Genomic DNA, 21,346 nt, shown 5'->3' with positions numbered 1-21,346 from the left:
AAGGGCGCAGCCCGGCCCGCAACGTGGGGTATCAGTGCAGCAGCGCGGGCCGCTCCATCATCTGCGTGTCGGCCGCAGTGTCCGCCGATTGCAGCGCCTTCATCACCGACTCGCGAATCGCTTCCGCCTTGTGCAGCAGGCGCAATGCGATATCAGCGCCACGGCTGGCGGCCACGCGCTCAACGAAGGCCATCCGCGCGCGCTCGTTCAGGGTCGCCACGTGCGCGGCTTCGCACAGCACGCCCCATGCAGCAGGCTGACCATTGAACTGCTGGCGGCGGCGCAGCAGATCTGCGTCGATGGCACGGGCGATCTCGGCGTCTCGGATGTTGCGGTCGGGCATGGTGGTCTCCTGCTGGAAAAGGCGCCTGTCTGGGCGGGTTGCGCGGCCGTTGCGTGCGGCTGCGCTGCTGTTTAAAGCGGTAGCGCAACTTCCATGCCAGAGCGGTGTCGTGACCCATCGTGCTGTCGAGGTGCGTCGCGAGCATCCGAGTCGCTTGCCGCAAAGGCATGGCCAGCAACCCTTTGCGGTAGCTTTCCCCTCGTTGGTGGGGTGCGCGCAGGCGAGTGCGGTAGCGGTCTCGCGCGGCGGTGTGTGGGGGCGTGCGTTACGTAACACGTTCCCGCTGGGCCGGTGTGAATGGCGCTCCGCCCCCGGGGGCGCCGCCTGTCGTCCGAGATGGAGTTGTTCCACTATTGCGGCCTGTGGGCGTTTGAAAGTAGGCTTGGGCGGCGAAAAAAGCCGTTCAAAAATGACTGGAGACCACCGATGGATCTGGACGTCAACCGCAAGCCGGTCAGCGTCGATTGCGACCCTGCCACGCCCCTGCTGTGGGTGCTGCGCGATCACCTGAATCTCACGGGCACCAAGTTCGGCTGTGGCGTCGCGGCCTGCGGCGCGTGCACCGTGCATCTGGACGGCGCGGCGGTGCGGTCTTGCGTGCTGCCCGTGCAGGCGGTGGCCGGCAAGCGCATCACCACCATCGAGGGCCTGGCCGGCGGCGATGGCAAGCGCCACGCGTTGCAGCAGGCCTGGATCGACGAGCAGGTGCCGCAATGCGGCTACTGCCAGTCCGGCATGCTGATGGCCGCGGCAGACCTGTTGACCAAGCAGCCCGACCCGAGCGATGCCGACATCGACGCGGCCATGACCAACATCTGCCGCTGCGGCACGTATCCGCGTGTGCGCACCGCCATCAAGCGTGCCGCGAAGGCACTGCGGGAGGGCCGCGCATGAACGCCAACGCAACCAAACCACGTAGCGGGCGTCGTCGCTTCCTGCTGGGCGCCCTCGGCCTGGGCGGCGCGCTGGTGGTGGGCTGGGGCGTGATGCCGCCGCGCAGCCGCCTGGGTGACTCGTCGATCTTCCCCGAACACGCCGGCGAGGTCGCCCTGAACGGGTGGATCAAGATCACGCCGGAAGGCAACGTCGTGCTCGCCATGCCGCACGTGGAGTTCGGGCAGGGCATCTACACCGCGTTCGCGATGCTGGCCGCCGAAGAGCTGGATGTGCCGCTGTCGCGCGTGAGCCTCGAGACCTCGCCCGTCGAGCGCATCTACGGCAACGTCGTCGCCATGGGCGACAGCTCGCTGCCGCTGCATCCGGACGATGCCGACAAGACCTGGGCGCGCGCGCTGCACTGGATCATGGCCAAGGGCGCGCGCGAAATCGGTCTGATCATTACCGGCGGCAGCAGCAGCGTCGCGGACGGCTGGCTGGCGGTGCGCGAAGCCGCCGCTACGGCGCGCGCCACGCTGGTCGAGGCCGCCGCACGCGAATGGAACCTGCCGGCAGCACAGGTGAGTGTGCACGACGGGTTGCTGATTGGCCCGGGCGGCAAGCAGGCCAATTTTGGCGCGGTGGCCAAGAGGGCGCGCGACATTGCGCCGCCATCCAGCGTCACGCTCAAGCCAGCCTCGGAATTCAAACTGATCGGCAAGCCCGCGCCGCGCAATGACATCGAAGGCAAGACCAACGGCAGCGCGCGCTTCGCCATCGATGCGCGGCCGGCGGGCCTGCTGTACGCGGCGGTAGCCATGTGCCCGGTGTTTGGCGGCAAGCTCAAGTCGTTTGACGCGAAGGCCGCGCAGGGCATGCCCGGCGTGCGCTATGTGGTGCCATTCGAAGGCGCGGCGGGCGGCGCGCCCGGTGTGGCGGTGGTGGCCGACCACTACTGGCAGGCGCGCCAGGCGGTGGTCAAGCTCGAACCGGTGTGGGACAGCGGCCCGCATGCGTCGCTCGATTCCGCCGGCATCCAGCAGCAGCTCACCAGCGCACTCGACAGCGACAAGGGCGGCTTTACCTACCGCTCGATGGGCGATGGCCTGAAGGCCTTCGACAATGCCCAGGGCGCCACCATCGTCGAAGCGGAATACCACGCGCCGTATCTCGCGCACGCCACCATGGAGCCGATCAACTGCACGGCACAGGTGAGCAAGGATGGCGTGCAGCTGTGGGCGCCCACGCAGGTCGCCACGCTGGCGCAACTGGTGGCGGCCCGCGCCGCAGGTGTGAGTCGGGACCAAGTGAAGATCGACATCCCGCTGATCGGCGGTGGCTTCGGGCGGCGGCTGGAATCGGACTTCATCGGCCAGGCGGTCACCATCGCCACCAAGACCGAAGGCCGCCCGGTACAGGTGATCTGGACGCGTGAAGAAGACATCCGTCACGACTTCTATCGCCCGCAGGCCATCGCCCGCCTGAAGGCACGCGTCGACAACGGCAAGCTCACAGCCATCGCCTCACGCAGCGCTGGGCAATCGATCCTGGCCAGCGAACTGGACCGCCTCTTTGGCGCTCCGTCGATGGGCATGGATCGCTACACCGCCGAGGGGTTGTTCGACCTGCCGTACGAGATCGCGCACGAGCACATCGCCCATGTGGCGGTCGATCTGCCAGTGCCGGTGGGGTTCTGGCGCAGCGTGGGGCATTCCTACACCGGGTTCTTCCTGGAAGGCTTCCTGAACGACGTGGCGGCTGCGGCCAAGCTCGACCCGTTGGCGATGCGGCGCGACTTGCTCAAGGCGCATCCGCGCGAGCTGAAGGTGCTCGATACGGCCGCGCAGGCGGCCGGCTGGGGCCAACCGCTCGCGCCGGCCGCCGACGGGGCGCCGCGCGCGCGCGGGCTGGCGCTGCATCCGAGCTTCGGCTCGGTGGTGGCGCAGGTGGTGGAGGTGTCGCTCAAGGACGGCAAGCCGCGCGTGCATCGCGTCGTGTGCGCGGTGGATTGCGGCACCGTGGTCAACCCTGCCATCGTCACGCAGCAGATGGAGAGCGCGATCATCTTTGGCCTGAGTGCGGCGCTGTACAGCCAGATCCAGATCAAGGACGGGCAGGTCGTGCAGTCGAACTTCCCCGACTATCCGGTGCTGAAGATGGCCGAGACGCCGGTGATCGAAACGCACATCGTGCCCAGCACGGCGGAGCCCACCGGGGTGGGCGAGGTGGGCGTGCCGCCGATCGCGCCAGCCGTGGCGCACGCGGTGGCCCAGCTCACCGGCAAGCCGGTGCGGCAATTGCCGATGGTGTGAGGCGGCGTTGGCGCAAAAAGAAACCGCAGACCTGATCCGGGTCTGCGGTTTTTCCTTGGGCGGCTGATCGACTGATTTACTGATTGGGCGCGGTTTCTAGGTCGCGGCCGCAAACACCGGCTCGCCCAGGTTCAGCATCAGCCGGTTGGCCCACGCGAAGATCGCCACAGCGTGGATCAGGTCGAGGATCTCCGCATCTGTCAGCCCGGCGGCCTTGAGCGGCTGGATGTCGTCGGCGCGCACGTCGCCGGGACGCAGCGTCAGGTCGATCGAGAACAGCGCGATGGCCCGTTCGCGCGCGTTGGTGCCGGCGGTGTGCGGATCTTCGAAGACTTGCTTGATGACGTCGTTGCGCTTGGCGATCTGCTCGAAGCGCTGGGCGTGGACGGAGGCGCAATACACGCAGCCATTTACGCGCGAGACCACCGCGCTGGCGAGTTCGCGCTCGGCGCGCGAGAGGCCACCCGGCGCGTACATGATCGCGTTGAACGCCGCCGAGCGCTGGCGCAGGATCTCCGGCTGGTGCACCAGGAAGCGGTAATAGTCGGAGGTCTTCGCCTTCGGGTGGCTCTCTTCCAGCACGGCGATCTGCTCGGGCGTGGCGCGCTCAAGGTCGACCACGTCGAGCCACGCTTTCCATTCGAGCGATTCGTTGGTGAAGCCGTGGGCGCGGATGATCTCGGTCATACGGCGGTCTCCGTGGAAGCGGTGGAGGTGTCGGTGCCGGTGGCTTCGCGTAGTGCGCGCAGGCCGGCTACCAGCCGCGTCTGGTACGACAGGAAGGCGATCAGCTGCGCGAGCGTCACGACATCCGCCGTGGCCAGGCCCGCCGCCGGCAGGCGCAGCAGCGCATCGCGGTCGCCTTCGATCGGGCGTTCGATGAGCGTGCGCGTGAAGGCGAGGATGGCGTGCAGGCGTGGGTCAGCCAGCGTTTCTGCATCGCCGTGGTCGACGGCTAGCAAGGCAGCCGCGTCGACCGTCGTTCCAGCAAGCTGTGCGCGGTAGTGCTCGGCCAATTCGGGCGCCGGCGTCAGTCGGCAGGCATACAGCGCCACCAGCAGGCGCTCGCCCAAGGACAGGCCGGGCAGGGCGGCGTCGAACAGTGCGTCGTAGCTGCCTTGGCTTGCCGTGGCCACCTTCTCGCGCTCGTGGCGCAGTGCGTACGTGGCGTCGCCGCCGTTGAGGCCGGCAACCTGATCCACTACGTCGTGGGCAGGCGTGAAATCCATCGATGAAAGGCTCCGAGAATCGGGTACGGATGCGCCGCGCGCGGCCACCGCATCGGCGAGGAAGCGGCGCACGGCCGCCCACGATTGCGCGTCGGCGCGGGCGTTGGCGCGCGGTTCGCCGCCGCCGGTGCTGATGCGGCCCGAGACCGGGTGCGCATAGACGAGCTGCGTGGTCGGCACGTAGGGGAAGACGATGGCGTGGCCGGCGCCTTCGTAGTCGAAGTGGCGCACGGGGTAGGGGTGGCGCACCTCGGCCAGCTTGGCGGTGACCATGCGCGCATAGTCGCCCGAGGGCCAGGAGCCGTCGTCGGTGGCGGAGAGCAGCAGGATGGGCCCACGCGTGCGCTCCACGCGGATGCGGGCGCGTGCGACGGCATCCGCATCCTGCAGCGCGGTGCGGATGGCGCGTTCGTGCCGGTGCGGCGCGGGGCCTTCGTCAAACGGCGCCCAGCTTGCGGTGCGGTTGCCTTCCCACAGATGCGGCAGCGGCTGGCCGCGATACAGCCATGTCGGTCCTTCACGGCCGATGGCCGGGTCAGCGGCGTTCTGCGCGCTGTGCACGACGGCGCCCGGCACATAGCCGATCACCGCCGAGACCGCCTCGGGAAACGTCGCACCAAGCAACAACGCCAGTTCGCCGCCGCGCGACTGGCCGCTCACGGCGACGAAATCGTGCAGCGGCTCCACGCGCCGGCGCAGCCAAGCCAGGGCGCGCTCGAAGTATTCGAGCGGCGTGTTCGAGATGTAGTCCGACAGCCCCGGCGCCTTGAAGTACGCCAGCGCAAAGGCTGCGTAGCCGTGCGAGGCATACAGCGCCGCGCGCGGTTCGTTGATGCCGCCGCCGGAGCCGTTGAGGATCAGCACTGCCGGGCGCGGGCCGGGGTGGGCGTACGGGTCTGGCAGGCACAGCGTGCCGACCAGCCCCTCGTCGCGCACCTCGTGGCGCGTGACACCGGGCGCAGCCAGCCTCTGGATGAACGTCGCATGGACCGACTCGCCGCTGGCCGTGGACGTGAGCGTGGTTGTCAGCGGCGCGGTCACCGGTTGCGGGAACACCTCGCGCGACTTGCCGTCATCCGGGCGCTGGCTCCAGACGAGGCCCATGGCGCTGATGCCGGTGTAATCGCCGGAGACGGGCGCATCGCGCGTCAGGTCGACGGTGCCCTCGGCATCGGCCATGAAGGCGGCGCGGCTGTGCCATAGGACACCGTTGCCTCGCCGCGTCTGCGCCACGATGCCGACTTGCTCGCCCGGCACGAGCCCCGTCACGATGATGCGGCGCGGCACATCGATCAGGTCATCCGCCGGCGTGACGCTGAGCGCGAAGGTTCCCATGACGCTTACTTGCCGTCCTTGGCGACCATCTGCGCAGCCGTGCGGTCGCTCGTCATCGGCGTGACCTTCAAGCCCTTCTTCGCGGCCCACACGTTCTGGTAGTGGTACAGCGGCAACACGCCCACGTCGTCGGAAACCAGCTTGACCGAATGGCGCAGGATGGCGGCGCGCTTCTCGCTGTTGAACTCCTCGGTGGAGGCGTCCAGCGCGTGGTCCACGGCCTGGTTGCTGTAGTGGCCCCAGTTGGAGGCACCCAGCCCCTTCTTCGTGTCGACGGTGGCCAGCACGTTGACCAGCGCGTAGCTCGCCTCACCCGTGCCGTTGCCCCAGGCCAGCATGCTCATCGCATAGTCGTTCTTGTTGGCACGGCCCGAGTAGACCGACCAGGGCACCACCTCCACCTTGGTCTTCACGCCGATGCGCGTCCAGAACTGCGCCACCGCCTGCGCCGTTTCCGGCCCTTGCGGGTAGCGGTCGTTCGGCACGTGCATGGTGAGGTTGAAGCCCTGCGGGAAGCCGGCATCGGCCAGCAGCTTCTTGGCCTGGGCCGGATCGTTGGCGATGTCCTTCACGTCCGGGTTGTAGCCGTAGGTGTCGGCGGGCATCCACTGGTTGGCGATGGTGGCCGCGCCTTGCAGGATGCGATCGACGATCACCTTGCGGTCAATCGCCAGCGACAGCGCCCGGCGCACGCGCACGTCCAGCAGCGGGTTGTTCGGCAGCGGCTTGCCGTCGGCGCCCGTGATGTACTCGTTCGGCCCCTTGCGGAAGCTCGGCTGCAGCAGCATCACGCGCAGGCCCGGGTAGGCGAACACCTTCACGTTGGGCGACTGGCGCAGGCGCGCGAGGTCCGACACTGAAACCTTGTCGATCACGTCCACCTCGCCCGAAAGCAGGTTGGCCGTGCGCGCGGCGGCGTTGTTGATGTAGCGGTAGTTGACCTTCTCCCAGGTCGACTTGCCGCCCCAGTAGTTGTCATTGCGCGCCATCACCACGCGGTCGCCCGGCACGTACGAGACGAACTTGAACGGGCCCGTGCCGACCACGGCGCGGCCGGCGTTGTAGTCCTCGGTGGCGGATTTGTCGCCCACGTGCTTGCTGACGATGTGCACGGAAGCCAGGTTCAGCGGCAGGTCCGGGTTCGGGATATTGGTCTTGATGATGAGCGTGAGCGGGTCCTTGACCGTGACGGATTCCACCGTGCGCAGGTAGCCCGCGAAGGTCGCCACGCTGCCCGGCACGCTGCGTGCGCGCTGGTACGAGAAGATGACGTCGTCCGCCGTGAACGGCTGGCCGTCCTGCCACTTCACGCCAGGGCGCAGCTTGAACTCCCACGTCTTCGGGTCCAGCGTCTTCCACGACAGCGCCAGGCCGGGCTGCAGCTTGTTCCACTTGTTCTCGACCAGCAGATCCCAGAAATGCACGTCGACGGAGCGGTCGCCGGCGTGGTTGTTCAACTGCGGGTCCAGCGACGACAGCGGATCGGCAAAGCCGATGTTCAGCGTCTGCGCGCCGGCAGGGGTGGTGACAACTGCGGCGGCGGAAAGCAGGGCAACGGCAAGCGACGAAGCGAGGAGGCGTTTCACGGTTGTTCCCTTTGTTGTTGGAATCGTTGGCTTATTGAAGATCGTTCAGATGACACGCGCTGACATGGTTGACCGCGATGCCGCGCAGGGTCGGCGCCTCGGTCTTGCAGCGGGGCATGGCGTGCGGGCAGCGCGGGTGGAAATGGCAGCCGCTGGGCGGGTGCAGCGGGCTGGGCATCTCGCCCTGGATCGCCGTGAAGGTCTTGTGCCGAGACGACAGGCGCGGGATCTCTGCCAGCAGCGTCTGCGTGTACGGGTGGTTCGGGCGGCGGAACACCTCTTCAGCCGGTGCCGATTCCACCACGCGCCCGAGGTACATGATCACCACGCGGTCCGATAGATGCTCGACCACGCCCAGGTCATGGCTGATGAACAGATACGTCAGGTTGAGCTGCTCACGCAGGTCCATGAACAGGTTCAGGATCTGCGCCTGAATGGACACGTCCAGCGCCGCCACCGCCTCATCGCACACGAGCATCGACGGCTGCACCGCCAGCGCGCGCGCAATGCCGATGCGTTGCCGCTGGCCGCCGCTGAACTGGTGCGGATAGCGATCGCGCAGGGCGGGGTCGAGGCCCGCGCGTTCCATCTGCGCGGCCACGTAGTCGGCAAAGTTGGCGCGGTCGGTCAGGCCGTGCACGCGCGGCGCCTCGCCGATACTCTCTTCCACGCGCAGGCGCGGGTTGAGGCTGGCGTACGGGTCCTGGAAGATCATCTGGATCTTCAGGCGGGCGTCGCGGGCTTCGTGGGCGGAGAGCGTGTCGACCGATTTGCCGTCGACGCGCACCTCGCCGTCGGACGGCGGCATCAGCCCGGCGGCAATGCGGCCGAGCGTGGATTTACCGCAGCCCGATTCGCCGACGAGGCCGACCACTTCGCCGGGCTGGATCGCCAGGTCGATGCCATCGACGGCGCGCACCACGGCGGGCGGCTGGGCGAGGCCCAGGCGTTGCAGCACGCGGCCGCCCGGGCCGATCTTGCGATCGCCGAAGCGCTTGCTGATCTGCTTGAGTTCCACCAGCGGCGTGCTCACGCGACCTCCCGCTGGTTGTCGATTCCTGCTGTCGGCAGCGTGCCGGGGTGGAAGCAGCGCACGAGGCGGTCGGGGCTGTTCTGCTTGATCTCCGGACGCACGCCGCACGCCTCGGACGCACGCGGGCAGCGCGCCGCAAACGCGCAGCCTGCCGGCAGCGACAGCAGGTTCGGCGTCATGCCCGGAATCTGGCGCAGGCGCTGACCACGGCGGTTCTCGCTCGGCAGGCTGTCGATCAGGCCCATGGTGTACGGGTGCAGCGGCGCGTCGAGCACGGCATCGACGGGGCCATGCTCGACGATGCGGCCGGCGTACATCACGGCCACTTCGTCGGCCAAACCAGCCACCACCGACAGGTCATGCGTGATCCAGATCAGCGCGGTGCCGTGCTGGCGCGCGAGCTTCTGCACCTCCGACAGGATCTGCGCCTGGATGGTGACGTCCAGCGCGGTGGTCGGCTCGTCGGCGATGATCAGGTCGGGCCGATGCAGCATCGCAATGGCAATCGCCACGCGCTGACGCATGCCGCCGGAGAGCTGGTGCGGATACGCGCGCAGGCGTTCTTCCGGGCTGGGGATGCCCATCAGGCCGAGCGTGTCGCGCGCGTGTTCGCGGGCCTGGGCGTGGCTCATGCTTGTGTGCGCGCGTACGGCCTCGATCATCTGGGCGTCGATGCGCAGCACGGGGTTGAGCGTCATCATCGGGTCCTGGAAGACCATGGCGATGCGGTTGCCCTGCAGCTTGCGGAGTTCGCGCGCGGGCAGCTTGGTCACGTCGCGGCCCTGGAACAGGATCTCGCCGCCGACTACACGGCCGGGCGGGTCCACCAGTCCCATGATCGAGAAGCCCGTGACCGATTTGCCCGAGCCCGATTCACCCACCAGCCCCAGGATGCGACCGCGTGCGAGCGAGAACGACACGTCGTCCACCGCCGGCAGCACGCCGTCGCGCGTGAAGAACTGCGTGCGCAGGTTGCGCACTTCCAGCGTCATTGAATTGGCATGGCCCGACGCGCTCATCGCTGCGCCCTCGGGTTCAGCACTTCACGCAGGCGGTCGCCCACAAGGTTGATGGCCACCAGCGCCAGCAGCAGCGCGATGCCCGGATAGAAACTGATCCAGTACTGGCCAGACAGCATGGTTTGGTATCCGTTGGAAATCAGCAGGCCTAACGACGGCTCGGTGATCGGCACGCCCAGGCCCAGGAAGGAGAGGGTCGCCTCCAGCGTGATCGCGCGTGCCACCTGCAGCGTGCCCACCACGATCAGCGGCGGCAGGCAGTTCGGCAGGATGTGCTTGAGCGCGATCCGCCAGTCGGGCAGGGCGAGCGAGCGCGCGGCTTCCACATATTCGCGGCGGCGCTCGACCAGGGCTTGCCCGCGCACCGTGCGCGCGTAGTAGGCCCACTCCAGCAGCACCAGCGTCAGCACGACATTGCTGATGCTCTTGCCGAGGTAGGCCAGGATCATCATTGCCACCAGCACAGAGGGGAACGACAGCAGAAGGTCGACCGTCCGCATGATCACGCTGTCGACCTTGCCGCCCGCGTACGCGGCGATCAGCCCGAGCAGCGTGCCGATGATGGCCGCCACGCTGGCGGAGCCGATGCCCACGCCCAGGCTGATGCGCAAGCCATAGAGGATGCCGGAGTACAGGTCGCGCCCCTGGCCGTCGGTGCCGAGCCAGTAGGTGAACGTGCCCAGGCCATTCGGCGAGCCCGGCGGCAGGCGCGAGTCCAGTACGTCAAGCTGCATCAGGTCATACGGGTTCTGCGGGCTGATCCACGGCGCGGCCAGCGCGGCGGCCACCAGCAGCACGACCACCACCAGCCCGAAGAGGGCGGACTTCGACGCCAGGAAATCCGCCGCCACACGCCGCCATGGCGATTGCTTGCGGGGCGCCGGCGCGGCTTGAGCCGCCCGCGTTGCAGTTTGCGAAGTCGTGTTCATGCCGCCGCCTCCGCGCTATCCGCCGCACGCACGCGTGGGTCCAGCATGCGGTACAGGATGTCGACGATCAGATTGAGCGACACGAACAGGCACACCACCACGATCAGGTACGAGACGATCACCGGGCGGTCCAGTGTGTTGATGCTGTCCAGGATCAGCTTGCCCGCGCCGGGCCACGCGAAGATGCTCTCGGTCACCACCGCGAAGGCAATGGTCGAGCCCAGCTCCAGCCCCAGCACCGTCACCAACGGGATCAGCGTATTGCGCAGCACATGCGCCAGCACCACGCGCAGCGGCGACAGCCCCTTGGCGCGCGCGAACTTCACGAAGTCCAGCGGCAGCACTTCGCGCACGCCGGCCGAGGTCAGCCGCAGCACCAGCGAGAGCTTGAACAGCGACAGGTTGATGGCAGGCAGCAGCAGGTGGCGCAGCCCGTCTACCGTCAGCCACGACCACTCGATACCGAGAAAGCGGGCCGTCTCGCCGCGCCCGCTGGCCGGCAGCCAGCCCAGCCCCACGCTGAAGGCCATGATCAGCATCAGCCCCACCCAGAACGTCGGCAGCGAGAAGCCCACCACGCTGCCCGTCATCAGCAGGCGCGAGAGCGGATGGCTCGGATAGAGCCCCGCGAACAGCCCTAGCGGTACGCCGATCACCACGGCGATGATCAGCGCCGCAAACGCCAGCTCCAGCGTGGCCGGCAGACGTTGCAGGATCAGTTGGATGGCCGGCTCGTTGTAGACAAAGCTCTTGCCGAGGTTGCCGTGCAGCGCGCCGTTGAGGAAGGCCAGGTATTGCTGCCACAGCGGCTTGTCCAGGCCGAGTTCCGTGATGATGCGCGCGCGGTCGATCTGGTCCACGTCCTGGCCGATCAGGATGTCGACCGGATTGCCGATGGCATGCAGGCCGACGAAGACGATCACCGTCATCACCAGCACGACCAGCAGCGCCTGGCCGATGCGGCGGATCAACCAACCGATCATTGCGCGGCCTCCTGGTCGGATGCGGCTTCGGCGTCCACGCCGGGTGGTGGCGCGGGCGTCCATTCGTCGCCGAAGATCTCCGGTTCAGCATAGGCCTGGATGGTGGCGTAGTGGCCGTCGATGTCCTCGTGGTACAGCAGGCCGGCAATGCCTTGCGCCAGCCGTCGTGCGCCTTCGCTGATGGCTGGGATGTCGCCCGACACGGTGCCGTGCGTGAGCGAGGCCGGGTAGCAGAAGCAATGCACGCGCGACAGGCCGGGCAGGGTGCCGGGCGTCTTCTCGCGGAATTCGAACACGGGGCCGAGGTCGGGCGAGTCGCTCAGTTCGGCGTCTTCCTCGCCGGGGCGTGGCGTGTAGCGGTCGCGCCATTGGCGGATGTGCGCCGCCAGCGCGCTGAACTCGGGACGCGCGCCCCAGTCGGTGCGGAAGCCCGTGGAGAAGATCAGGAAATCGAGCTGGAACACGCCCTTGGTGGTGGCGACGTGCAGCACGCCGTCGTGCTCATCCACGCCGAGGATGCCGCAGCCGAGGTTGAAGCGCGCATTGGGGAAGCGCGAGACGCGCTGCGTGCTGCCGCGCGGCGGTGGCACCTGCTCGACGTTGACGTAATGGCGGATGCGCCATTTCCACGCGTCGGGCAAGTGCAGGTGGCCGTGCACCAGGCCCGGGTTGCCGGCGCCCTTGCCCTTGTTCACGCGCGGCAGGTCGGGGCGGCGGATCAGCAGGTCGACGCTCGCGGCGCCAGCTTCCAGCGCGGTCGCCGCCGAGTCCATCGCCGATGCGCCCGCGCCGATCACGCCGACGCGTTTGGCCGTAAGCGTGCCGTAGTCCATCTCGTCGGATGAATGCGCCCACCAGCGGTGCGGCAGGCGGCGCGCAAAGTCCGGCACCGACGCGCCGCCCAGGCCGTCACGGCCGGTCGCCAGCACCACGCGGCGGGCGAACACGTGCTGCGTCCGCTGGCCCGGCGCATCGATCACGAGTTCGACGGCACCGTCCTGGCGCGGATGGATTGCCTGCACGAGGTGTTCGTTGCGCACGTCCAGCTGCAGCACGCGGCGGTACCAGCGCAGGTAGTCCATCCATTGCAGGCGCGGGATCTTGTCGAGCACCTCCCACGCCTCGGTGCCGAACTGCGCCTCGAACCACGCGCGGAAGGTCAGCGCGGGCAGGCCCAGCGCTGGGCCGGTCAGCTGCTTGGGCGAGCGCAGCGTCTCCATGCGCGCCGTGGTCGCCCAGGGGCCTTCGAAGCCGACGGGCGCGCGGTCGAACACCACCACGCCGATGCCGAGGTGCTTGAGCGAGGCGGCCGCCGCCAGCCCCGCCATGCCGCCGCCGATGACTGCCACGTCCAGCACGGGCCGGCCGTCCAGCACATGCGGCAGCGTCCACGCCTTGGGGGGTAGTTCCAGCCAGGACAGGTCCTGGCGCAAACGGGCTTCCAGTGCCGCAAGCCCAGCAGCCGGCGGCACGTTGTCTTGGTGTGAAGCGGTCATGCGGACGCGTCTTCCGTTGTGTTGAGGGGTTCGCCGTACAGCACCTGCAGCATGCTGGCGTGGCGTGCCGGGTCGTGCAGCTTGCAGTCCGGCAACAGGCGCTGCGCGGCGCGGGAGAGGGCGTCGATCAGCGCGGTCACAGCCGGCGAGGGCCGTTTGACCTCGGGCGTGATCACGCCAAAGAAGAAGGGGATGTGCGCATCGATCGGCCGCACCGCCACGCCGTCGATCGGCACGCCGTAGGCGGTGACCGGCTCCAGCAGCGCCACGCCCAGGCCTGCGCGCACGGCGGTCAAGGCGTTGAGCGAGGCGTTGGTTTCGATCAGCTCGGTGGGTGCGACACCGGCTTGCGCCAGCGCCTGGTCGAGCCGGCGGCGCAGGCGATACGGGTTGTGCATCGTGACGATGCGGTGCCCGGTGCAGTCGGCCAGTGCCACGCGCTTGCCCGCTGCGAGCGGATCGCCTTCGCGCACGGCTGCCACACACGCCGATTCCCCAATCCAATGCACTGTCACGCCGCGATGCTCCAGCGGCAGGCTGCTGATGCCGAGGTCCGCCGCGCCGGTCAACACGGCGTGCACGACCTGTTCGGGCGAGGCACTGCGGATCTGGATGTGGTGGGGGATCTGGCGCTCATCGGCCAGCGCCGCGGGCAACAGGCCGGCCGCCAGGGCGGAGGTGGCGGCCAGTCGCAGCGGGCGGGCCTCGCCGCGCGCGATTTCTTCGGCGCGCGTGCGGATCTGCCGCAGGCTGATCAGCGTATGCTCGACATCCTCGTAGAGCAGGAAGCCTTGCTCGGTGGGCGAGACGCGCGGGCCGGCACGGGTGAACAGCGCGTAGCCGATCTCCGCTTCCAGGTCCTGGATCAGCCGGCTGATGGCGGGCTGCGAACGGCCCAGCAGCTTGCCGGCGGCGGTCACGCTGCCCGTCGACATGACGGCAGCGAAGGCTTCGAGTTGTCGGAGTTCCATCTGCCTGATTGATCCCAGTCAATGCATGTGGTTAATGCATTCTGTTAGAGGCAGTATGTGAATTCCAAATAGTATTTTCTTATGTGCTCATGCGGTTTCCGAGGGCAACGCCTATGCCCTTGGATGGCGCCGCGCCGCACGCGGGCCGCACCTATTTGATGAACGTGCCGTTCGGGCCGATCACCGACAGCTCCACGTAGGTCGACCCCTTGCGGCTATTCGCGCCGTAGCGGACGTCCAGCCCGCCCAGGTCAATCGTACCGGCCGACTCCAGCCCCGCGATGAAGCTCGCCCGCGTCGGGGTCTTGCCCGCGCGCTTGAGGCCTTCGACCAGGACCTTGGCCGCAGCATAGCCTTCCATCATCGCGTAGGAGGGCGACAGGCCGGCGGCCTTGGCGGTGGCGGCCAGGTCGCGCCCGAGCTGGGCGGTTGAGCGCACCGGCGACGGCATCACCTGCGACACCACCACGCCGCGCCCCAACGGCCCCAGCGAGGCGGCGAACGCCAGGCTCGCATTGTTGGACAGCGTCGACAGCTGGGCGGTCACGCCTTGCTTGTTGAGCGACTCGATCAGCGCACGGGCGGTCGCCCCCGGGCAAGCCAGGATCACGGCCTGCGGCGCGAACTTGCCGACGGCCGCCGTCACGGTGGCAATGTCAGGCTTCATCCGGTCCACGGTGAAGATCTGCCGCGCATCCGCCGATTGCCCTTGCGTGGCGGCGTTGAAACCCGTCTCGGTGTCCTTACCGAAGGTGTCATTCACGTTGACCAGTGCCAGGCGCTTGAGCCCCAGCGTGCCGAAGTAATGGACCAGCTCGGCGATCTCGGTCTGGTACTTGGCGCGTACCACGAACAGCAGCGGGTCGGGGTGCTCGAAGAACGTCGCCGCGCCGGTCGACGGCGCCACCACGGGCGCGCCCACGGCGTGCGCTTCGGTCATGATCGCCTCGGTGTTGGGCGTTCCGCGCGGCAGGAACAGCGCGAAGACCTGCTTGTCGTTGAGCAGCGCATGCGCGTGCTGCTTGGACGCGTTGGCGTCAAAGCCGTCGTCCTCCGTGATCAGTTCGATCTTGCGGCCGTACACGCCACCGGCGCGGTTGACGGCGTCCAGATACAGCTTGGCGCCCTCGGTCATCTCCGTCACGGGCTTGCTGGCCGGGCCGCTGAAGTCGGCGGTCTGCCCGATCAGGATCTTGCTGTCGGTGATGCCGGGTTCGGCCAGGGCTTGGCCCGCCCACAGCGCCATGCTTGCGAGCAGCGTGCATGCCGTGCCCAGGGTTGCGGATGTGCGTCCCGTCATGTCTCCCCCTTGTGCTGGGTTGTGTTGCACTCTGCCGGTGCGGTGTGGGGATCGTAGCCCAGATCGGGCCCGTCGCCCGCCCCGGATTTCCCGGAGAGAGGCCGCCGCTGTTGTGAGCCGCCCACGGGTGACGGCGTCATCGCTCCAAAAGAAAACCGCCGTACTGGACGGCGGTTTTCTGGTGGCAAGCGTGATGCGGCTTAGTTGGTCTGCTTGGTGATCTTCGTGCCTTCGATCGACGCGCCGGCCATCAGGCCCGCATTGGTCAGGTTGAAACCGATGATCGGCTGCTGGGCGGTGTTGGTGTCGATCGCACCGTTCGCGCCGATCTTGGCCAGCGCCACGGTGGCGTCCACGCCTGCTGTCCAGCCCTGGCTGTTCTGGAACTTCTGCAGGGCATCATCCGTCATGAACAGCACGATCAGCGCACGCGACTGGGCGCCGGCCTGGAAGCCCACCGAAGCGGAGGCGATGTTGTAGTAGCCCAGCGGCTTGCCGCCGCCGGTGCGCAGCACGCCTTCGCCGTATTGGCCGCCGACCACAAAGCCGGCATTGAGCACCGACGGGAACACCAGCACGCCCTTGGCGCGCGAGACCAGCTCACGCGAGCCATTGGCGGTGGTGTACAGGCGCGAGAGCACGGAGTCGGCCTGCGAGTTGGTGGTGGCGTGCTTGTTGGTGGACGTCATCACGTCCGAGCCCTGTGCGTTCGGGCTGGTGGTCGTACAGGCGGCGATCTGTGTGCCCAGCAGCGCGACGGCGGCGAGGGTGGCGGCGGTACGACGGCTGAGGAGTGTGTTCTTCATGGCGATCGATCTCTCTGTGATGGAAAGGGGGCGACGCGGCCACGCGGTGACGGCATTGGCGCGGGCCATGCCACCGAACGGGTGTCACCCGCTGTGCAGCAAGCGGCGTGCCCGTCATATCGGACGGGGTTCGATGCGCTCAGTTCCTGACATTAGGCGAGATTAGTGCCGGCGGTAGCGCTTTTTCACGCTTGTTTGTGTAAAAGCGAAAAAACCGTGGCACGGCCGATGCCTTGTGCAAGCGCAACAAAAAACCGGCGCGAGGCCGGTTTTTCTTCGCGACGAGCGCAGGTGCGCATCAGATCCAGATGATCAGTGCCGCGACGCCGATGATCAGGCCGAACTTCACCACGTAATAGACCTTGCGGTTCCACGCCTTGAAGCGGCGGCGGTACTGGCCCATCAGCCAGACATAGCGGAACAGCTTGTTGATGCCGCCGGTCTGGTCATTCTCGTCGTTGGGCGAGCTGGCCGCGGTCATCACCTTGCGGCCGAGCCACTTGTTGATGTGCTGCGCCCAGCCGAATTTCATCGGGCGCTCGATGTCGCAGAAGAGGATCACGCGGTCCTGGTCGGAGGCGTTCTGCGCCCAGTGCAGGTAGGTCTCGTCGAAGACCACGCCCTCGCCGTCGCGCCAGCTGTGGCGCTCGCCGTCGACCTCGATGAAGCAGCGGTCGTCGTTGGGAGTGGCCAGGCCCAGGTGGTAGCGCAGCGATCCGGCAAACGGATCGCGGTGCGGGTTGAGCTTGCCGCCCGGCGGCAGCTCTGCAAACATCGCGGCCTTCACGCTGGGCAGCTCGCGCAGCAGGGCGACCGTCTTCGGGCACAGCTGCTCGGCCGACGGGTGGCTCGCCTCGTACCACTTCAGGTAGAAGCGCTTCCAGCCATTCTTGAAGAAGGAGTTGAAGCCGGCGTCGTCGTTCTTGTCGGCGGCCTTGATCTTGCGCAGGTCGATCAACGCCAGGGCTTCGTCGCGAATTTCCGGCCAGGCGGCCTGCAGCTTCTGCAGATCGGGAAAGCGTTCGACCGGCACGTACGGCGTCTGCGGTACGCCCGAGAAGGCGTACATGAAGCAGTTGACCGGTGCAACCACGGCGGAGTGGTCCAGCATCTGGCGCCAGATCTTCAGGCGCACCTTGCCGCGAAAGTGCACGTACAGAATGGAGCCCAGGTACAGGGCGACGATAATCCACTTGATCAAGGCGAGTTCCTTGCCGCGCGGGGCGGTCAGCAATGGGGCGCATCGATTGCGCGCAAACGCTTATTTTACCCGGCGCATGGCGGGGCTGCGTGGATCCCGCCCAACAGCGGGCTCCCGTTTTGTGACGTCACGTTATCGTTTTGGGTTCGTCACCAAAACTGAACAAATAGGCTCATTTGTCGCGGAATGTGCTTTGCGTTCTACAATCCTGTTTTCGCCCGGTAGCGTGCGTTCGCTGCTGGCGGCAAACGGAGGGAGCGATGGACGTCAAGAAACACGTCGAACAACCCAGCGAAACGCCGACGCTTGGCTTGCTGCAGGCCAGTACCGAATCGCTGGATGCGTCCATCCGCCGCGCGCAGGAAGCGTTGAGTGCCGTGTCGGCGCGGGTCGCCCGCCAGATGCCGGCCTCCAGCCAGACCACAGATCGCTTTGTCGAGACCGATGCCATGCCGCTGGTCGACGCACGTGCCGTGGCCGAGCGTTGCATTGCTGGGGAGGTGTCGGATGCGGCCCGCATGGCGCGGGCATTCTCCGCGCTGCTGACGCAGGTGGATGCACTCGAAGCCGACCACGCGGGGCGCCGCCGCGTGCTGCGGCAGTGGATGGTGAGCCAGCTCACCTACAAGATGCTCTATCTGCACCACACCGGGCAGGACCCGAAGTTGCCGGGCCGCGCGCTGCGCGCGCAGAAAGAGCAAGTGCGGGCGCAGGTGTCGGCCTTGCTGGCCGCAGGGCGTTCCTACGCCGATGTGCGCCTGGCCGACCTGCGCTTTGCCGAAGATGGCAAGGCAGGCGGCGCAGCGTAGCGCGGGTTATTCCTCGTCGTCTTCCGGCTCGTTTTCGAGGAATTCGCGGCGGGTCAGCCAATCGGCGATGGCCTCGTCGCAGGCGTTCTTCAGCTTGGCCTTGTTGTCGACCTTGTCGAACAGCGTGAAATTCATCAGCGCCAAGCCCAGATCGGTGATGTAGAACATGCGCTTGGGGTTCTCGAAATGGACGATGCGGCCATCGATATCGCCGTCGTCTTCCGGCTCGGCCGGCATGTCTTCGAGTTCAACCACACGGCAGGTGAAGCGCGGGGCACGGGTGTGCGTCAGGTATTCGAACTCGTCGTGCGACACTTCACCAGACGGTGTGACGGCAATGGCGAACCCCCAGATAAAGCGCGGGGTCGGCAGATCCGACAGCTCGTCGATTTCATCCATCCTTTTCTCTCCAGTTCTGATGACGGCTTCTGGTAACAGCGCATTATCGCCCGATGCGCGCGGCACGCAAAGCACCTGCCGCAATCGCTTGGGAGGACGCTAGCATGACTGACCCACGTGTCGCGCGCGTGGCCATGGGCCTGGCGACGCGCAATCGCTTCAACGCCGCCGCGCTGGTGCCGTGGATTGTCGCCGGGCAGGCCGTGGGCTGGCTGGACCGCGAGCGCGCGGCGCTGCTCACGCGCTGGCAGCACTGGTTCGTGGTGGCTGCTGATCGGGTCGAGCTGCGCGATGCGCTCGCCACCGAGGCCGAGCGCACGGCCGCCCTGGGCGAAGTCATTGCCAGGCTGGCGGATGATGGCCATGTGCGCGGCTGGCGCGACGAGCGTTTTGCCGTCAACACCGGCTGGGGCGAGCCGGCGCTGGCGCTGATCGAGCGCGCCGCCGCGCGCTTTTTCGGCATCCGCACCTACGCCGCTCACATGAATGGCATTGTCGACGCGCTGGAGCCGACGCTGTGGCTGGCCCGCCGCGCCGAGACCAAGCCGATCGACCCCGGCATGTGGGACAACCTCGTCGCTGGCGGCATCGGTCACGGTTTCGATGCGCGCGGCGCGCTGGAGAAGGAGTGCTGGGAGGAGGCCGGTATCGGCGCCGATCTGGTGGCCCATCTGGTGGAGCGCGGCACGCTCGACGTGCTGCGTGAGGTGCCCGAAGGCATCCAGAACGAAACGCTGTTCGCCTTTGATCTGGCGCTGCCCGCCGATTTCACGCCGGTCAACCAGGACGGCGAGGTTGCCGGCCACCTGAGCGCAAGCGTGGATGCGGCCCTTGCTATCATGGCGGACTGCGCGATGACGGTGGATGCCACGCTCGTCACACTCGACGCCCTGCAACGCCTGGCGCCCGACCGATTCGCCCGATAACAAATCACACAACGCTTGATGAGTCACTCCGGTTTCATTCTTACCCTGTCGTGCCCGGACCAGCCCGGCATCGTCCATGCCGTGTCGGGCCTGCTGTTCGAGCAGGGCTGCAACATCCTCGACTCCGACCAGTACGGCGACGAGTTCACGGGCCGCTTCTTCATGCGCGTGCATTTCGTGCCGCAAGGCCAGCCGCTGGACCTGCCGACGCTGCGCGAGCGTTTTTCGCCCATCGGCGAGCGTTTTTCGATGCAATGGGGCCTGTTCGATGCGTCGATCAAGCCGCGTGTGATGATCCTGGTCTCGAAGATCGGCCACTGCCTGAACGATCTGCTGTTCCGCGCACGCGCCGGCCAGTTGCCGATCGAGATCGCCGCCATCGTCTCGAACCACCGCGATTTCTATCAGCTGGCGGCGTCGTATGACGTGCCGTTCATGCACCTGCCGCTGCTGCAGGCCACCGACGCGCAGAAGGCCCAGCAGGAAGCGCGCATCTGGGAAATCGCCCAGGAGCAGCAGATTGACCTGGTGGTGCTCGCGCGCTACATGCAGATCCTCTCGAATGACCTGTGCCGCAAGCTGGAAGGCCGGGCCATCAACATCCACCATTCGTTCCTGCCCAGCTTCAAGGGCGCCAAGCCGTACTACCAGGCGCACGAGCGCGGCGTGAAGCTGATCGGCGCCACGGCCCACTACGTGACGGCCGACCTGGACGAAGGCCCGATCATCGAGCAGGAGATCGAGCGCGTGGATCACAGCATGGACCCGGAGCAGCTCACCGCCGTGGGCCGCGACGTGGAATGCGTGGCGCTGGCGCGCGCGGTGAAATGGCATGCCGAACACCGCATCCTGCTCAACGGCCACAAGACCGTGGTTTTCAAGTAAGGGTTAAGGAGTAGACGCGATGCGACAGATCGTTCTCGATACCGAAACCACCGGCCTGAACGCCGCCACCGGCGACCGCGTGATCGAAATCGGCTGCGTGGAAATGGTCAACCGCCGCCTGACCGGCCGCAACCTGCACTTCTACATCAACCCCGAGCGTGAGATCGACGCGGGCGCGATGGCGGTGCACGGCATCACCAACGAGTTCGTGGCCGACAAGCCCAGGTTTGCGGAGGTCGTGGCTGAGATCCGCGATTACGTGCAGGGCGCCGAGGCCATCATCCACAACGCGCCGTTCGACTTGGGCTTTCTCGACATGGAGTTCCAGAAGCTCGGCCTGCCGACCTTCCGCGAGCACCTGTCCGGTCACATCGACACGCTGCGCGAGGCGCGCCAGATGTTCCCGGGCAAGCGCAACTCGCTGGATGCGCTGTGCGACCGGCTGGGTGTGAGCAACGCGCACCGCACGCTGCACGGGGCCTTGCTGGATGCCGAGCTGCTGGCCGAGGTGTACCTGGCCATGACGCGCGGCCAGAACACGCTGGTGATCGACATGCTGGAAGGCGGCGAGGGCGAGTCGGCTGAAGCCACCGCTGTCGATCTGAGCGCGCTGGAATTGCCCGTGCTGGTGGCCTCCGAGGCCGAAGCCGCTGCCCACGCCGGGGTGCTCAAGGAGATCGACAAGGCCAGCGGCGGCAAGACGGTCTGGACGCGCGAGGCGCAGGACGCCACGCCGCCAGCGGCCTGATGCAAAAAAGTGCGGCCGAGGTCTTTACACGGTCGCAGCTTTTCGCCATAATCTCGTTTTCGCCGCATCCGGCATCCGGGTGGTTAGCTCAGCGGTAGAGCACTGCCTTCACACGGCAGGGGTCACAGGTTCAATCCCTGTACCACCCACCAAATTCGCG

General features: G+C 67.2%; 20 protein-coding genes and 1 tRNA gene. 7 read left to right on the top strand and 14 right to left on the bottom strand.

The window, feature by feature from the left end; all coding sequences use genetic code 11:
* Positions 1 to 31 precede the first annotated feature (31 nt).
* Positions 32 to 343, bottom strand: a complete 312-nt coding sequence (locus tag QZ609_RS09700; protein ID WP_295493781.1) for a hypothetical protein — start codon at positions 341 to 343, stop codon at positions 32 to 34.
* Between the two features lie 426 nt (positions 344 to 769).
* Here QZ609_RS09700 and QZ609_RS09695 point away from each other — a divergent pair, with 426 nt between their 5' ends.
* Positions 770 to 1,237 (top strand): (2Fe-2S)-binding protein, encoded by a 468-nt coding sequence (locus QZ609_RS09695; protein ID WP_295493780.1) that lies wholly within the window; start codon positions 770 to 772, stop codon positions 1,235 to 1,237.
* Positions 1,234 to 3,531, top strand: a complete 2,298-nt coding sequence (locus QZ609_RS09690; protein WP_295493779.1) for a xanthine dehydrogenase family protein molybdopterin-binding subunit — start codon at positions 1,234 to 1,236, stop codon at positions 3,529 to 3,531. The genes QZ609_RS09695 and QZ609_RS09690 overlap by 4 nt, the downstream gene beginning before the upstream one ends.
* Before the next feature lie 96 nt (positions 3,532 to 3,627).
* On the opposite strand, the gene QZ609_RS09685 is transcribed toward QZ609_RS09690, so the two are convergent.
* The 12 genes from QZ609_RS09685 to lpxO form a co-directional block, all read right to left on the bottom strand.
* Positions 3,628 to 4,218, bottom strand: coding sequence for a peroxidase-related enzyme (locus QZ609_RS09685; protein ID WP_295493778.1), 591 nt, complete (start codon positions 4,216 to 4,218; stop codon positions 3,628 to 3,630).
* Positions 4,215 to 6,095 carry an acyl-CoA thioester hydrolase/BAAT C-terminal domain-containing protein gene (locus QZ609_RS09680; protein WP_295493776.1) on the bottom strand — a complete coding sequence of 627 codons (1,881 nt, stop codon included), beginning with the start codon at positions 6,093 to 6,095 and terminating at the stop codon, positions 4,215 to 4,217. The genes QZ609_RS09685 and QZ609_RS09680 overlap by 4 nt, the downstream gene beginning before the upstream one ends.
* Positions 6,096 to 6,100: 5 nt before the next feature.
* Positions 6,101 to 7,681 (bottom strand): ABC transporter substrate-binding protein, encoded by a 1,581-nt coding sequence (locus QZ609_RS09675; protein WP_295493775.1) that lies wholly within the window; start codon positions 7,679 to 7,681, stop codon positions 6,101 to 6,103.
* A 31-nt stretch (positions 7,682 to 7,712) separates the two neighbouring features.
* Positions 7,713 to 8,714: an oligopeptide/dipeptide ABC transporter ATP-binding protein gene (locus QZ609_RS09670; RefSeq protein WP_295493773.1), complete on the bottom strand. Its 1,002-nt coding sequence runs from the start codon at positions 8,712 to 8,714 to the stop codon at positions 7,713 to 7,715.
* Positions 8,711 to 9,733: an ABC transporter ATP-binding protein gene (locus QZ609_RS09665; protein ID WP_295493771.1), complete on the bottom strand. Its 1,023-nt coding sequence runs from the start codon at positions 9,731 to 9,733 to the stop codon at positions 8,711 to 8,713. Before QZ609_RS09665 ends, QZ609_RS09670 begins: the two co-directional genes overlap by 4 nt.
* Positions 9,730 to 10,662: an ABC transporter permease gene (locus QZ609_RS09660; protein ID WP_295493769.1), complete on the bottom strand. Its 933-nt coding sequence runs from the start codon at positions 10,660 to 10,662 to the stop codon at positions 9,730 to 9,732. Before QZ609_RS09660 ends, QZ609_RS09665 begins: the two co-directional genes overlap by 4 nt.
* Positions 10,659 to 11,645, bottom strand: a complete 987-nt coding sequence (locus tag QZ609_RS09655) for an ABC transporter permease (protein WP_295493767.1) — start codon at positions 11,643 to 11,645, stop codon at positions 10,659 to 10,661. The genes QZ609_RS09660 and QZ609_RS09655 overlap by 4 nt, the downstream gene beginning before the upstream one ends.
* Entirely contained in the window at positions 11,642 to 13,141 is a 1,500-nt protein-coding gene (locus tag QZ609_RS09650) for an NAD(P)/FAD-dependent oxidoreductase (protein ID WP_295493765.1), read from the bottom strand. Before QZ609_RS09650 ends, QZ609_RS09655 begins: the two co-directional genes overlap by 4 nt.
* The gene (locus QZ609_RS09645) at positions 13,138 to 14,112 is read right to left on the bottom strand and encodes a LysR substrate-binding domain-containing protein (protein ID WP_295493763.1); all 975 of its coding nucleotides are present in this window, start codon (positions 14,110 to 14,112) and stop codon (positions 13,138 to 13,140) included. Before QZ609_RS09645 ends, QZ609_RS09650 begins: the two co-directional genes overlap by 4 nt.
* Before the next feature lie 151 nt (positions 14,113 to 14,263).
* A complete protein-coding gene (locus QZ609_RS09640; protein WP_295493761.1) occupies positions 14,264 to 15,412 on the bottom strand; it encodes an ABC transporter substrate-binding protein in 1,149 nt (382 codons plus the stop codon).
* Positions 15,413 to 15,612: 200 nt separating this feature from the next.
* The gene (locus tag QZ609_RS09635) at positions 15,613 to 16,218 is read right to left on the bottom strand and encodes a YSC84-related protein (protein WP_295493759.1); all 606 of its coding nucleotides are present in this window, start codon (positions 16,216 to 16,218) and stop codon (positions 15,613 to 15,615) included.
* 298 nt (positions 16,219 to 16,516) lie between these two features.
* Positions 16,517 to 17,419: a lipid A hydroxylase LpxO gene (lpxO, locus tag QZ609_RS09630; RefSeq protein ID WP_295493757.1), complete on the bottom strand. Its 903-nt coding sequence runs from the start codon at positions 17,417 to 17,419 to the stop codon at positions 16,517 to 16,519.
* Positions 17,420 to 17,679: 260 nt separating this feature from the next.
* On the opposite strand from lpxO, the gene QZ609_RS09625 reads away from it, so the two are divergent.
* Positions 17,680 to 18,228: a hypothetical protein gene (locus QZ609_RS09625; protein ID WP_295493755.1), complete on the top strand. Its 549-nt coding sequence runs from the start codon at positions 17,680 to 17,682 to the stop codon at positions 18,226 to 18,228.
* A gap of 6 nt (positions 18,229 to 18,234) precedes the next feature.
* Here the strand turns inward: QZ609_RS09625 and QZ609_RS09620 are convergent, their stop codons facing one another.
* Positions 18,235 to 18,627: a hypothetical protein gene (locus QZ609_RS09620; protein ID WP_295493753.1), complete on the bottom strand. Its 393-nt coding sequence runs from the start codon at positions 18,625 to 18,627 to the stop codon at positions 18,235 to 18,237.
* Positions 18,628 to 18,731: 104 nt separating this feature from the next.
* On the opposite strand from QZ609_RS09620, the gene QZ609_RS09615 reads away from it, so the two are divergent.
* The 4 genes from QZ609_RS09615 (at position 18,732) to QZ609_RS09600 (ending at position 21,338) form a co-directional block, all read left to right on the top strand.
* The gene (locus QZ609_RS09615) at positions 18,732 to 19,553 is read left to right on the top strand and encodes a DUF4743 domain-containing protein (protein ID WP_295493751.1); all 822 of its coding nucleotides are present in this window, start codon (positions 18,732 to 18,734) and stop codon (positions 19,551 to 19,553) included.
* Between the two features lie 18 nt (positions 19,554 to 19,571).
* On the top strand, positions 19,572 to 20,438 hold the full coding sequence (purU, locus tag QZ609_RS09610) for a formyltetrahydrofolate deformylase (RefSeq protein ID WP_295493749.1): 867 nt from the start codon (positions 19,572 to 19,574) through the stop codon (positions 20,436 to 20,438).
* A 19-nt stretch (positions 20,439 to 20,457) separates the two neighbouring features.
* The gene (gene dnaQ, locus QZ609_RS09605) at positions 20,458 to 21,186 is read left to right on the top strand and encodes a DNA polymerase III subunit epsilon (RefSeq protein WP_295493747.1); all 729 of its coding nucleotides are present in this window, start codon (positions 20,458 to 20,460) and stop codon (positions 21,184 to 21,186) included.
* A gap of 77 nt (positions 21,187 to 21,263) precedes the next feature.
* A tRNA-Val gene (locus QZ609_RS09600) sits at positions 21,264 to 21,338 on the top strand.
* Positions 21,339 to 21,346 lie beyond the last annotated feature (8 nt).

The organism is uncultured Ralstonia sp., assembly GCA_913056305.1.
Taxonomy (GTDB): Bacteria; Pseudomonadota; Gammaproteobacteria; order Burkholderiales; family Burkholderiaceae; genus Ralstonia.
This window is presented reverse-complemented; position numbering and strand designations above follow the sequence as displayed.